Below are 12,451 nucleotides of genomic sequence, written 5' to 3' on the forward strand. Positions count from 1 at the left end.
CCGGGCAATTGGGGCCTCCGAATTGACCCACCCTGCGACGGCATCGACGATGAACATTCTCCTGATTGGTTCCGGCGGTCGCGAGCATGCGCTCGCCTGGAAGATTGCCGGCTCTCCACTGCTCACCACACTGTGGTGCGCTCCGGGGAATGCCGGCATTGCCAAGGAGGCGGAATGCGTTGCGCTCGACGTGACCGATCATGCTGGCGTGATCGCGTTCTGCCAGGCCAACAAGGTCGATCTCGTCGTGGTCGGGCCGGAGACGCCGCTCGCGGCCGGAATTGTCGACGATGTCGAGGCCGCCGGCATCAAGATTTTCGGGCCCCGCAAGCTCGCCGCGCAGCTCGAGGGCTCCAAGGGGTTCACCAAGGATCTGTGCGCTGAATACGGCATTCCGACCGGGGCCTATTGCCGGTTCGACAATGCGCCGGAGGCTCTCGCCTATGTCCGCGAGCACGGTGCGCCGATCGTCGTCAAGGCCGATGGCCTGGCGGCCGGCAAGGGCGTGGTGGTGGCCAAGACGCTGGCCGAGGCCGAGGACGCCGTCAGGATGATGTTCGAGGGCGGCTTCGGCGTCGCCGGCACCGAGGTCGTGATCGAGGAGTTTCTCGAAGGCCGCGAGGTGTCGTTCTTCGCGCTGTGCGACGGCCAGACCGCGATTCCGCTGGCATCGGCGCAGGACCACAAGCGGGTATTCGATCACGATCAGGGGCCCAACACCGGCGGGATGGGGGCCTATTCGCCGACGCCGTTCGTGACGCCGGAGATCCACGATCAGATCATGTCGCGGATCATCCTGCCGACCATCGACGGCATGAATGCGCGCGGCACGCCGTTCAAGGGCATCCTCTATGCGGGTCTGATGCTGACGGCGCAGGGCCCCAAGCTGTTCGAATACAACGTCCGCTTCGGCGATCCGGAATGCCAGGTGCTGATGCTGCGCATGATGTCGGATCTCGTGCCGGCGATGCTGGCCGCTTGCGACGGGCAGCTGAAGAACTTCGATCTGCGCTGGTTTCCAGATGCGGCCGTCACCGTCGTGATTGCCGCGAAGGGCTATCCGGGCGACTACGCCAAGGGCAGCGTGATCGAGGGGCTCGATGCGGCGGCCAAGGTCGAGGGCGTCGAGATCTTCCATGCCGGCACGGTCGCCAAGGACGGCGCCATCCTCGCCAATGGCGGCCGCGTGCTCAACATCTGCGCCAGCGGCAAGACGGTCACCGAAGCCCAGGCGCGCGCCTACCAGGCCGTGGACCTCATCCAATGGCCGGACGGCTTCTGCCGCCGCGACATCGCCTGGCAGGCGCTGGCGCAGGAGAAGGCCGGCGGCTGACGTCGCGCAATCTCAGCGCCGCGCCTTGAAGAACGCCTTCAGCATCTCGGCCGCCTGCTGCTCGCCGACGGCCGAATAGACCTCCGGCACGTGATGGCAGGTCGGCGCGGCGAAGAAGCGGACACCGGACTCGACGGCGCCGCCCTTGGGGTCGGCCGCCCCGTAATACAGCCGGCGGATGCGGGCGAAGGAGATGGCGCCGGCGCACATCGTGCACGGCTCGAGCGTGACGTAGAGATCGCAATCGACCAGCCGCTCGCTGCCGATCACCTGCGCGGCCTGGCGGAGCGCCAGGATTTCGGCATGGGCGGTCGGATCGCGATCGGTCAAAGTGCGGTTGGCGGCGGTGGCGATGACAGCATTGTCCCGGACCACGACGCAGCCGATCGGCACCTCGCCGGAAATTGCGGCCGATTCGGCCGCTTTCAGCGCCAAATCCATGAAAGAAGGGCTCTTCATGGCTCGTAATACCCGCCCAAGTCTGCTACTGCATCGCCCTTCAGCAAAACCGGACCCCGATTTCCTGCGTGACATGCGCTGCTCAGAGCGCGCGTATCACCCATCGTCCTGCACCTCGAAGCGAGACCTTCATGCCCCGTGACACCGACAAAGACAACGATTCCCGCGGCCGCCGCGGCGGCGCCCCGCGGGGGCGGTCCGAAGGCGGCAAGGGACGCTCGGGCGCCGCACGCGGGCCGGAGAAGAAGTTCGCCAAGCGCGGCTTCGGTGACAAGGACGCTGGCGCCAAGGGCAAGCGCTCGTTCGACGACGGCCGCGCCCCGCGCCGTCGCGACGACGGCGATGCGCCGCGCAAATCCTATGGCGACAAGCCGCGCTTCAACCGCGATGAGCGTCCGCGCGGCGATCGGCCGTTTGCCGCCCGTCCGGCGCGGGCTGCCGATGGCGAGAAGCGCGCCTTCAAGCCGCGCGGCGACCGGCCGAAATTCGACCGTGACGAGCGCAGTGGCGAGAAGCGCCCCTATACGCCGCGCGCCAATCGCGACGAGGCCCGCCCGGCGGGCCGCTCGTCCGAGCGCAAGTTCGGTGAGCGCAAGCCTTACGCCGCGCGAGAGCGTGACGGCGACAAGCGGCCCTATACGCCGCGCGGAGAGGGTGCGCGTGACCGCGGCGATCGTCCGCGTGCAGACCGCAGCTTCGGGGACCGGCCGCCGCGGACCGGTGATCGCCCGGAGCGCAAATTTGGCGGAGAACGCAAGTTCTCGCGCGGCGCTGAAGGGGATCGCGGCGAGCGCAAATTCGGAGCAGGACCGCGTGGGCCGCGCAAGGAGTTCGGGGATCGGCCGCAGCGCGGCGAGACCAAGCCCTGGCAGAAGCGCGGCGCGGATGGCGATCGTCCGGAGCGCAGCCCGCGTGCCCCGCGTGAGGGCGGCCGGAGCTTCGACCGTCCTCGGTCCGATCGTCCGCGCGAGGATCGTCCGAAGTTTGACAGACCCAAATTCGACAAGCCCAAGTTCGATCGTCCGCGCCGTCCGGAAGGGCGCACCGACTGGCAGGAGCATCCGCGCAGCGAGCGCCGCGGTGGCGATTTCGGCGATCGTCCGCGCCGCGACAATGAGGACGACAGCAGGGTCTTCGCCAAGCGTCCGGCCTTTGGCGGCCGCGGTGCCTATCGCGAGCGCAAGCCGGAGACCGACAAGCGTGTGAAGCGCGTCGTGCCCGACGAGGCGCCGAAGCCCGGCAAGGCTGGCGATCGGATCGCCAAGGTGCTGGCCCGCGCCGGCCTGGCGTCGCGCCGCGATGCCGAGGAAATGGTGACGCAGGGCCGCGTCACCGTGAACGGCCGCGTCATCAACTCGCCGGCGCTCGACGTCACCGAGAACGACGTCATCCAGGTGGACGGCGCCCCGCTGCCGCAGCGCGAGCGCACGCGGCTGTTTCTGTACCACAAGCCGCGCGGCCTGATGACGACGCACAGCGACCCCGAGGGTCGCCCGACCGTGTTCGATAATCTGCCCGAAGGCCTGCCGCGGCTGATCTCGATCGGCCGGCTCGACTTCAACACCGAAGGCCTGTTGCTGCTCACCAATGATGGCGGCCTCGCCCGCGTGCTGGAGCTGCCGGACACCGGCTGGACGCGACGCTATCGCGTCCGCGCCCATGGCGAGATCACCCAGGCGCAGCTCGACCAGCTCGCCGCGGGTGTCGAGGTCGATGGCGTGAAATACGGCCCGATCGAAGCCACGCTCGAGCGCGACCAGGGCGCCAATGTCTGGCTCATCGTCGCGATCCGCGAAGGCAAGAACCGCGAGGTGCGCAACGTGCTGGCGTATCTCGGCCTCGAGGTGAACCGCCTGATCCGCGTCTCCTATGGTCCGTTCCAGCTGCTGGAGCTGCCCGAGGGCGAGGTGCAGGAGGTCAAGACGCGGGTGCTGCGCGAGCAACTCGGCGAGAAGGTGATCGCGCAGTCCGGTGCGGATCTCGGTCCGGCGGGCAAAGGCAATCGCGAGCCGCTGCCGGATCCCAAGCCCAAGCCGAAGCGCGAGGTCGTCGCCGACCGCAAGGGCCGCCGCGTGCTGGTCCAGCGCACCGGCAGCGAGGAGGCGCGCGCGCGCCACGAGGCCGAGGCGCGCTTTCCCGGTCCGCCGCGGCGGCCGAAGCGCGGCTATCACGGCAAGCGTGATATCACGCCGCAGGACGAGTAGGGTGGTGCGATGCGTGTCGTCGGTGGACGGCTGAAGGGCCGCAACATCGCCTCGCCCGCCTCGCGCGACATCCGGCCGACCCAGGACCGGCTGCGCGAGGCGCTGTTCAACATCCTCGTGCACGCCTACGACGATCCGATCGACGGCGCGCGCGTGCTCGACCTGTTTGCCGGCACCGGCGCGCTTGGCATCGAGGCGGTCTCGCGCGGCGCCGCGTTCACGCTGTTCGTCGACAACGGCGCCGAGGCGCGGGCGCTGTTGCGCAACAATGTCGAGGCGCTCGGCCTCGGCGGCGTGACCAAGGTCTACCGCCGCGATGCCACCAACCTCGGCCCGGCCTATCCGGTCGAACCATTCTCGCTGGTGTTTCTCGATCCGCCCTATGGCAAGGGTCTGGCCGAGACGGCGCTGGCTTCGCTGCGCGACGGCGGCTGGCTTGTGCCGTCAGCGCTGCTGGTGGTCGAGGAGTCGAAAGCCGCCGCGTTCAAGGCGCCCGAGGGTTTTGAAGAACTCGAGCGCCGCGCTTATGACGACACCGAGTTCGTGTTCCTGCGCCGCCCTTGATCCTTGCTCGGTGTCGCCCCTGCGAACGCAGGGGCCCATAACCACAGAATTACGTTGGGCGCAGGCTGCTCGCCACGCCGATCTTTTCCCTCACGTCAGCTGCGGCACATGGGTCCCGGGTCTGCACCTCCGCGGCGCTTCGCGCCGCTGCGGCTTGCCCGGGACGACAGCTCGTTTGCATCTGTCGTCGTGCCGCTCCTCGTCGATCGCCAGGCCGTCTCCTATCTCCTCCCGAACAGCTTTTCGACATCGGCGAGCTTGAGCTCGACATAGGTCGGACGGCCGTGATTGCACTGGCCGGAGTTCGGCGTCTCTTCCATCTCGCGCAACAGTGCGTTCATCTCCTCCGGCTTGAGGCGGCGGCCGGCGCGAACGGAGCCGTGGCAGGCCATGGTGGCGGCGACATGCATCAGGCGGCGCTCCAGCGGCAGCGCCTCGCCCCATTCCTCCATGTGTTCGGCGAGATCGCGCAGCAGCCCGGCTGCATTGATCTTGCCGAGCAGCGACGGCGTCTCGCGCACCGCCACCGCGCCGGGACCGAAGGATTCGATGGCGAGACCGAACGAGGCCAGCTCATCGGTTCGCGCGAGCAGCGCCTCGACGATGGCCTCATCAAGCTCGACGATATCCGGGATCAACAGGATCTGCCGCTGCACGCCATGCGCGGATAGCGAGGCTTTCAGCCGCTCATAGACGATGCGCTCATGGGCGGCGTGCTGGTCGACGATGACGAGGCCGTCGCGCGTCTGCGCCACGATATAGGTGTCGTGGAGCTGCGTGCGCGCTGCCCCGAGCGGACGGTCGAGCAGGTCGGGCGCGGCCGGCTGCTCGTGCAGGCGCAGATCGGCGCGCGGGCCGCCGACGTCGAATGCGGCCTGGGCCGGCTCGGCAAAGGCCGCAGGCGAGAACGCCGCAGCGGCGGGCATCGCATCCGCGCCGTGATCGCGCGGCACCGGCGCGGCGGGCGCCGATGGTGAGCGCTGCCAATCCCAGTTCATGGGACCCGGGTTGGGGCGCGGCGGCGCGAACGCCGGGCGGAACGCGGCAATGGTCGCGCCGCCGTCATTGGCGGCGGTGCGGCGTCCCTCACGCGCCAGGCCTTCCTTCAGCGCGTGAATGATCAGCGCACGGACCAGACCGGCATTGCGGAAGCGCACCTCGGTCTTGGCCGGATGCACATTGGCGTCGACCTCGCGTGGATCCAGCGTCACGAAAAGCGCCACGACGGGATGACGGTCGCGCGGCAGATAGTCGGCATAGGCCGCGCGCACCGCGCCAAGGATGAGCTTGTCGCGCACGGGACGGCCGTTGACGAACAGATATTGGCCGAGCGCATTGGCCCGCGTCAGCGCCGGCGCGGCCGCGAAGCCTTCGACCGCGACGCTCTCCCGCGCGCTCTGCACCGCGATGGCATGGCTGCGGAAGTCAGCACCCAGGATGTCGCCGAGCCGCGTCAGCTGGCCGGGCGCCCCCGGCAGGGCCGCGGCCCAGGTCACCGGCGCGCGCTCCTCGCCGGCAATGGTGAAGGCGATGTCAGGCCGCGCCATGGCCAGCCGCCGCACCACCTCGCGGATCGCCTCGGCCTCGGTGCGGTCGGTCTTGAGGAATTTCAGACGCGCTGGCGTGGCGTGGAACAGGTCGGCGACCTCGACGCGCGTGCCTTGATTGAGCGCCGCCGGAACGACCGGTGATTTCTCGCCGCAATCGACCTGCAGCGCCCAGGCATGCGGCTCGCTCTTGTGCCGCGTCGTGATCGACAGCCGCGCCACCGAGCCGATCGAGGGCAGCGCCTCGCCGCGGAACCCGAGGGTGCGGATCTGCAGCAGATCCTCATCGTCGAGCTTCGATGTCGCATGGCGCTCGACCGCGAGCGCCAGATCGGCCGCGGTCATGCCGCCGCCATCGTCGGTGATCGCGATCTTCCGCCGCCCGCCGCCATCGGTGAAGATGTCGATGCGGCTGGCGCCGGCGTCGATCGCGTTCTCGACCAGCTCCTTGACCACGCTCGCGGGGCGTTCGACCACCTCGCCGGCGGCGATGCGGTTGATGATCTGTTCGGGAAGCTGGCGGACGGGCATGAGGCAGACTGTCGGAGGATTCGGATGTGCTGTTTTAGCCACCGCAGCGGCGCGGAGCCAGGCTGCCGCTCGCCACAATTGTGACGGTAGAATAGCCTTTTTCACGCAGTGCGGCAGGCGAAAGCCACGTTCTCCAACGGGATTGTGAGGCGGGCGGGGCCAGTATATCGTTTCACGAAAATCACAATCAGCCGGAGGAAGCCCATGTGCCGTCTGTTCGCACACCAGCCTCAGCACGATTATGAGTCGCAGACCCGCTCGTTGCGGATCGGCGGCCATAGCACATCGATCCGGCTCGAAATGGCGTTCTGGGACACGCTCGAGGAGATCGCCGCCAAGGAAGGCATGAGCCTCGCCAAATTCGTGACCACGCTCTACGCCGAGGTGCTCGATCATCACGGCGAGGTGAAGAATTTTGCCTCGCTGTTGCGCTGCTCCTGTCTGATCTACCGCGCCAAGGCGACCGCCGCGCTGCCGGATTTTCGCGCGGCGGCTGCGATCATGGACGCTGCCGAGTAGCCGCTCGGGCAGTCTCTCGTCTTCCTCGGCCCGCTTGCGGGGAGAGGGCAGGGTGAGGGGGACTCTCCACAGACCGCGCTCGTGAAGAGTCCCCCTCACCCGGATGCCATCTTGCGATGGCATCCGACCTCTCCCCGCAAGCGGGGAGAGGTCACGTCGAGCCGTCGTGCCGGATGCTGCGAACTCGCGATCACCCCGGGGGTCAGATCTCCTTCTTCTGCATCGCGCCCGCGATGTAGTCGGCCTGGCGGATCGCCAGCGCCACGATGGTCAGCGTGGGGTTGCACGCCGCGCCCGTGGTGAACTGGCTGCCGTCGGAGACGAACAGGTTCTTGATGTCGTGGGTCTGGCCGAACTTGTTGACGACGCCGTCCTTGGCTTTCTCGCTCATCCGGTTGGTGCCGAGATTATGCGTCGAGGGATAGGGCGTGGTCGGATAGGTCACGGTGGCGCCGACCGCCTCGTAGATCGCCGAGCCCTGCTTGTAGGCGTGGGCGCGCATCGCGACGTCATTCGGATGATCGTCGAAATGCACTGACGCCACCGGCATGCCGAACTTGTCCTTGGCGACCGGGTCGAGCGTGATGCGGTTGGTCTCCTGCGGCATGTCCTCGCCGACCAGCCACATGCCGGCCATGCGCGGATAGGTCTCCATGGCCGCGGTGAAGCTGCGGCCCCAGGCGCCGGGATTGAGGAACGCCGCCATGAACGGCAGGCCGAGCGACAGCGTTTCCATCTCATAGCCGCCGACGAAGCCGCGCTTCGGATTGAACGCTGCCTCGTCGCGGACGATGCCGGCCATCGTGGTGCCGCGATACATGTGCACCGGGTTCTCGAACGTCGCATAGACGCTGCCGGTCATGTGCCGCATGTAGTTGCGGCCGACCTGGCCGGAGGAGTTGGCGAGGCCGTCCGGGAACAGGTTCGAGGCGCTGTTGAGCAGGAGCCGCGGGCTCTCGATCGAGTTGCCGGCGACGGCGACGATGCGGGCCTTCTGCAACTGCATCTTGCCCTGGCTGTCGGCATAGACCACGCCGGTGACCTTGCCGGAGGCATCATGCTCGATCTTGATCGCCATGCTGCCGGAACGCACTTCGAGATTGCCGGTGGCCTCGCCCTTCGGGATCTCGGTGTACAGGGTCGACCATTTCGCTCCGGATTTGCAGCCCTGGAAGCAGAAGCCGATCTGCTGGCAGGCGCCGCGGCCGTCGCGCGGCTGCGAGTTGATCGCCATGTTGCCGGTGTGCACGGTCTTGTAGCCGAGTTTGCGGGCGCCGGCCTCGAGCACCTTGAAGTTGTTGTTGCCGGGCAGGCCGGGAATGTCGTTGGTGCGGGTCACGCCCATCTTGAACTCGGCCTTGGCGTACCACGGCTCCATCTCGGCGAGCGTCACCGGCCAGTCCATCAGGCTCGCGCCGGGCACGCCGCCATAGGTGGTGCGGGCCTTGAACTCGTGCTCCTCGAAGCGCAGCGAGGCGCCGGCCCAGTGCACGGTGGAGCCGCCGACCGCCTTCACGATCCAGGCCGGCAGATTGGCGAAGTCCTTCGCCACCCGCCAGGTGCCGGACGTCGTGCGCATGTCGGTCCAGGCGAGCTGGGTGAAGCTCTCCCATTCATCGTTGATGAAGTCCGGAATCTCGTAGCGATTGCCGGCTTCGAGAATAACGACCTTGATGCCCTTCTGCGCAAGCTCGTTGCCGAGCGTGCCGCCGCCGGCACCCGAGCCGATGATGACGACGACGCTCGAATCGTTCTGATCGAATTTTGCCATTGTGGTTTCCTCCGTGTTCTCGTTGTTGTTCGCCGGCGTCAGGCTTTCGGCAGCCAGTCGATGTCGGAGAAGCCACGGTTGATGTAGCCGCCATGCTCGGCGGAGGAGCCCTCGTAGCCGAATTTCGGCCAGAGCTCTTTTTGATTGTAGAGCGAGACCACGAGGTCGCCGCGGATGGTCTTGAAGAAGGTGGTCTGCTCGATGCCCTGCAGCAGCGCGACGCGGTCGGCCTCCCACGGCACCTGCGCATACGGCACCTTGTGGCGGTCCTTCGCATCCTGGTCGAGCCGGGCGATGCCGTCATTGATCATCGCCTTGACGGCGGCATCTTCGGCGGCCTTGCCGTCCCACGGCTTGACCGCGACGATGTAATAGCGGTCGGCGAGGAAGTCGTGCGGATAGATGTCGCGCGCGACCTTCACCAGCGTCTTCAGGGTAGCCGGGGTCAGCGCCTTGGCATCCTCGGCCCAGGCATCGGTGATGCCGAGGCCGGTCGCGGAGGCGACGGCGGCGGCCGGCACGGTCGAGGCCGCGCCCTTGAGAAAGACGCGGCGGTCGTATTTGTTGCGGCGATCGACTTCTCTCATGGCTATTTCCTCCGTGTGTTTGTTACTTATGTTTTTGGTTGGTCTCGCGGCTCAGCCGAAGCGGCCGCCGCGCTGGATCACCTCGATCTTGTAGCCGTCGGGATCGGTGACGAAGAAGAAGCGCGCCAACGTCGCGCCATTGTGCTTGAAGTCGCGCAACGGGCCCGGCGACAGGTTCTCGCGCTCGAAGCGGGCATGTTCGGCATCGAGATCGTCGACGACGACGGCGAGATGACCATAGCCGTCGCCCAGCGTATACGGCTCCTTGCGGTCGTAATTGACGGTCAGCTCGACCTCGAACGGCGACGACGGATGGCGCAGATAGATCAGTGCGAAGCCGTCGAAGCGCAGATTGTCGGCGATCTCCAGGCCGAAGGCGCGCTTGTAGAAGTCGAGTGCCTTGGCTTCGTCGAGCACGCGGATCATCGAATGAACCGGTTTTGCCATCTCAATTGTCCTTCAGATAGGTGATGATCGCGGCGCGCAATTCGGGCTTGGCTTGGCGGTAGGCCATCACGGCGCCGGGGATCAGCTCTTGCGGGTTGGTCAGCCAAGCATCGAGCCTGGCCTCATCCCAGGTGAAATCGGCCTTGGCGAAGCCGGCCGAATAGCGGAAGCCTTCGACCGAACCTGCGCGTCGGCCGACGACTTTCGTCAGCGGCGGTCCCTGCCGCATCGGCTCGGCGCTGCTCAGCGTATGGCAGACACCGCATTGCTGCTTGAACAAGGTCGCGCCATCGACAGGCTTTGGGGCAGGCAGGGCCATCTGCGCAAACGCAATCGTGGTGCTCAGCACCGCGCCAATGAATGACCCACACAGAAGAAGCGCGTATTGCGCCGCACGCCGTCCCGACATCGATCCTCGCTCATCATTTTTCTTGAGCCTAGGTCGCAGCTGGCGCGGCGTGGTAGTAGCGGGCTGTTTCAGCGAGAACAAAGCGTGCGCAGCAGTCGTGCGCGACGCAGCATATGTCAGTGTTGCGGACTAATCGTCGAAACGGCGCGCGCCGCGTCCCGCCTTGACGTCGCTGCGGAGCTTTTTGCCTTCGAGCCGGCGCTGCTTGGAGCCGAAAGTCGGCTTGGTCGGGCGCCGCACCTTCGGCCGCACCATCGCTTCGCGCAGCAGCGTCACGAGACGTTCGATGGCGTCGGCCTTGTTGCGCTCCTGGGTGCGGAAGCGTTCGGCCTGGATCACGATGACGCCGTTCTTGGTCATGCGCTGGCCCGCGAGGCGCGCCAGCCGTGCCGCCGCATCCTCCGGCAGCGTGATCCTGCTGGTGTCGAAGCGCAACTGGGCCGAGGTCGACAGCTTGTTGACGTTCTGTCCGCCGGGGCCGGAGGCGCGGACGAACGAGATCTCGATGTCGTTTTCGTCGATGGCGAGGTCGCGGGAAATCCGCAGCATGGGGCACCAGGGGAATCGAGGTTTTCGCGCGCACCATAGCGGCTTTAGGGGAGGCGTGCGCGGCTCGTCATGGGGACGTGGTTGGCCTGGGACAGCTGCCAAAGCCTCCGCTGTCATCCCGGCCAACGCCGGGATCCATAACCCCAGGACAAGCTTTGTGGCAGGTTGATCGTTGATCCCTTCCGCATCAGGTCGACTGCGGAGTTTGGACCCCCGATCGGCGCCGCGCCGCGCGGGCGCGCGTCATCGCTTGTCCGGGATGACGGTGGTGGGGAGGGCGGATTCACGCTTCAAACAGCCGAGGGAACGCAAGGGACAGGCGCGGCGTCAAAGGACATGGCTCCGCGGTCTCGCGGCATCTCGTGCCCGAGCTCCGCGTTAAACTCGTCCCTCGCGAGGAGTGCAGAGGGCGCGGGGAATGCCGGGTGCTGGCCGCACCCATGGCCCGCCTGCGAAAAAAATGCAGGCGGCAGGTACCACAGGTTCAGCCGAGACATCCCGGCATTCCCCGCGCGATGGGCTTCACGCTTATACACAGTCTCCCTGGTGCGCCGGGCTTTCTGGCCACCATTGCGCGACGCTTGCGCATCGGCGCGTGATACCAGCATCGGGGTATCGGGACGCTGCGACTTCACGTCCGCGACAGATCGTTCGTCCGCGCCCTCGAGAAGAGGACGCTGCGACCTCTCGCGGCCACCGCCTCCCCGCCTCGCGTGTCGTGACGATCGCGCGCAACGCCCCTCCGCAGTGAGGCGGGATGCGGACATACAATCATAGATTCCGATAATGCGCAAGAAATTTTGCTTTTTCAGAATTTGATGCCGGCTGGGACTGTCGTCGGCCGGCCGATATGGTATCGTGGCCGGCATGAGTGAGATGGCTCACCGCTTCCTCCGAGGAGCCGATCCTGCTGGCTCACCCCTGCTCCTGCTGCACGGGACCGGCGGCACGGAACATGACCTGCTGGCTTTGGCTCGAGACCTCGGTCCTGCGATGTCGAGCCTGGCGGTACGCGGCACGGTCGAGATCGAAGGAGGCTTTGCGTTTTTCTGCCGTCATTCAAACCGAACCATCGATGAAGCTGACATCACGGAGCGGCTGGAGGCTCTGGCCGGCTTTCTGAATTCATGTCGCGACCATCACGGATTTGCAGCTCCGGTCGCCGTTGGTTTTTCGAATGGTGCGATCATGGCCGCTGCGCTGCTTCTGATGCGGCCCGGATTGCTGAGAGGGGCCATTCTGTTTCGGCCGCTGTCCCCACTATCGAGAGAACTGCCGACGACGATGCAGGCGACGCCTGTGCTGATCATAGACGGCGCGAACGACAGCCGGCGTTCTCGTGGCGATGGTCTGAGGCTGGCGCAGACGCTGATACGCGCCGGCGCTGATGTGACACATCATGTCCTCGACACCGGCCATGCGATCACATCGGAGGACGTCGCGATCGCACGCGCGTGGCTGACGAGGACAGTTCCCGAAGCAATCAGCGAGCGCGCTTCTTGAGTGGCGATTTATGCCCGTGTCTTTCCAT

Annotated in this window: 12 protein-coding genes; 5 read left to right on the forward strand and 7 right to left on the reverse strand. The window is 66.6% G+C overall.

Annotation, left to right across the window (positions count from 1 at the left end):
• Positions 1-49: 49 nt before the first annotated feature.
• Positions 50-1,333: a phosphoribosylamine--glycine ligase gene (gene purD / locus BBTA_RS07885; RefSeq protein ID WP_012041939.1), complete on the forward strand. Its 1,284-nt coding sequence runs from the start codon at positions 50-52 to the stop codon at positions 1,331-1,333.
• A gap of 12 nt (positions 1,334-1,345) precedes the next feature.
• Here purD and BBTA_RS07890 read toward each other — a convergent pair whose 3' ends face one another.
• The gene (locus BBTA_RS07890; RefSeq protein WP_012041940.1) at positions 1,346-1,792 is read right to left on the reverse strand and encodes a nucleoside deaminase; all 447 of its coding nucleotides are present in this window, start codon (positions 1,790-1,792) and stop codon (positions 1,346-1,348) included.
• A gap of 131 nt (positions 1,793-1,923) precedes the next feature.
• Between BBTA_RS07890 and BBTA_RS07895 the strand changes: the two genes are divergently transcribed.
• Positions 1,924-3,996 carry a pseudouridine synthase gene (locus BBTA_RS07895; protein ID WP_012041941.1) on the forward strand — a complete coding sequence of 691 codons (2,073 nt, stop codon included), beginning with the start codon at positions 1,924-1,926 and terminating at the stop codon, positions 3,994-3,996.
• Positions 3,997-4,005: 9 nt separating this feature from the next.
• The gene (gene rsmD, locus BBTA_RS07900) at positions 4,006-4,560 is read left to right on the forward strand and encodes a 16S rRNA (guanine(966)-N(2))-methyltransferase RsmD (protein WP_012041942.1); all 555 of its coding nucleotides are present in this window, start codon (positions 4,006-4,008) and stop codon (positions 4,558-4,560) included.
• Positions 4,561-4,781: 221 nt separating this feature from the next.
• Here rsmD and mutL read toward each other — a convergent pair whose 3' ends face one another.
• Entirely contained in the window at positions 4,782-6,638 is a 1,857-nt protein-coding gene (mutL, locus tag BBTA_RS07905; RefSeq protein ID WP_012041943.1) for a DNA mismatch repair endonuclease MutL, read from the reverse strand.
• Positions 6,639-6,842: 204 nt separating this feature from the next.
• On the opposite strand from mutL, the gene BBTA_RS07910 reads away from it, so the two are divergent.
• Positions 6,843-7,157, forward strand: a complete 315-nt coding sequence (locus tag BBTA_RS07910; protein WP_012041944.1) for a ribbon-helix-helix domain-containing protein — start codon at positions 6,843-6,845, stop codon at positions 7,155-7,157.
• A 202-nt stretch (positions 7,158-7,359) separates the two neighbouring features.
• Here the strand turns inward: BBTA_RS07910 and BBTA_RS07915 are convergent, their stop codons facing one another.
• From BBTA_RS07915 to arfB, 5 genes are all read right to left on the reverse strand, one after another.
• Positions 7,360-8,928: a GMC family oxidoreductase gene (locus BBTA_RS07915; protein ID WP_012041945.1), complete on the reverse strand. Its 1,569-nt coding sequence runs from the start codon at positions 8,926-8,928 to the stop codon at positions 7,360-7,362.
• A 38-nt stretch (positions 8,929-8,966) separates the two neighbouring features.
• Positions 8,967-9,515, reverse strand: a complete 549-nt coding sequence (locus BBTA_RS07920; RefSeq protein WP_012041946.1) for a hypothetical protein — start codon at positions 9,513-9,515, stop codon at positions 8,967-8,969.
• Positions 9,516-9,566: 51 nt separating this feature from the next.
• Entirely contained in the window at positions 9,567-9,962 is a 396-nt protein-coding gene (locus BBTA_RS07925; RefSeq protein ID WP_041750462.1) for a VOC family protein, read from the reverse strand.
• A gap of 1 nt (position 9,963) precedes the next feature.
• Positions 9,964-10,281 (reverse strand): c-type cytochrome, encoded by a 318-nt coding sequence (locus BBTA_RS07930; RefSeq protein ID WP_041751325.1) that lies wholly within the window; start codon positions 10,279-10,281, stop codon positions 9,964-9,966.
• A gap of 219 nt (positions 10,282-10,500) precedes the next feature.
• A complete protein-coding gene (arfB, locus tag BBTA_RS07935) occupies positions 10,501-10,920 on the reverse strand; it encodes an alternative ribosome rescue aminoacyl-tRNA hydrolase ArfB (protein ID WP_006610408.1) in 420 nt (139 codons plus the stop codon).
• 867 nt (positions 10,921-11,787) lie between these two features.
• Here arfB and BBTA_RS07940 point away from each other — a divergent pair.
• Positions 11,788-12,423: an alpha/beta hydrolase gene (locus tag BBTA_RS07940; RefSeq protein WP_041750463.1), complete on the forward strand. Its 636-nt coding sequence runs from the start codon at positions 11,788-11,790 to the stop codon at positions 12,421-12,423.
• Positions 12,424-12,451: the final 28 nt, after the last annotated feature.

It is taken from the genome of Bradyrhizobium sp. BTAi1, assembly GCF_000015165.1.
Taxonomy (GTDB): Bacteria; Pseudomonadota; Alphaproteobacteria; order Rhizobiales; family Xanthobacteraceae; genus Bradyrhizobium; species Bradyrhizobium denitrificans.

Coding starts and splice junctions, on each gene's coding strand:
- BBTA_RS07920 (WP_012041946.1), bottom strand. CDS start 9,515: ATGAGAGAAGTCGATCGCCGCAACAAATACGACCGCCGCGTCTTTCTC.
- mutL (WP_012041943.1), bottom strand. CDS start 6,638: ATGCCCGTCCGCCAGCTTCCCGAACAGATCATCAACCGCATCGCCGCC.
- purD (WP_012041939.1), top strand. CDS start 50: ATGAACATTCTCCTGATTGGTTCCGGCGGTCGCGAGCATGCGCTCGCC.
- BBTA_RS07925 (WP_041750462.1), bottom strand. CDS start 9,962: ATGGCAAAACCGGTTCATTCGATGATCCGCGTGCTCGACGAAGCCAAG.
- BBTA_RS07895 (WP_012041941.1), top strand. CDS start 1,924: ATGCCCCGTGACACCGACAAAGACAACGATTCCCGCGGCCGCCGCGGC.
- BBTA_RS07915 (WP_012041945.1), bottom strand. CDS start 8,928: ATGGCAAAATTCGATCAGAACGATTCGAGCGTCGTCGTCATCATCGGC.
- rsmD (WP_012041942.1), top strand. CDS start 4,006: ATGCGTGTCGTCGGTGGACGGCTGAAGGGCCGCAACATCGCCTCGCCC.
- BBTA_RS07910 (WP_012041944.1), top strand. CDS start 6,843: ATGTGCCGTCTGTTCGCACACCAGCCTCAGCACGATTATGAGTCGCAG.
- BBTA_RS07930 (WP_041751325.1), bottom strand. CDS start 10,281: ATGGCCCTGCCTGCCCCAAAGCCTGTCGATGGCGCGACCTTGTTCAAG.
- arfB (WP_006610408.1), bottom strand. CDS start 10,920: ATGCTGCGGATTTCCCGCGACCTCGCCATCGACGAAAACGACATCGAG.
- BBTA_RS07940 (WP_041750463.1), top strand. CDS start 11,788: ATGAGTGAGATGGCTCACCGCTTCCTCCGAGGAGCCGATCCTGCTGGC.
- BBTA_RS07890 (WP_012041940.1), bottom strand. CDS start 1,792: ATGAAGAGCCCTTCTTTCATGGATTTGGCGCTGAAAGCGGCCGAATCG.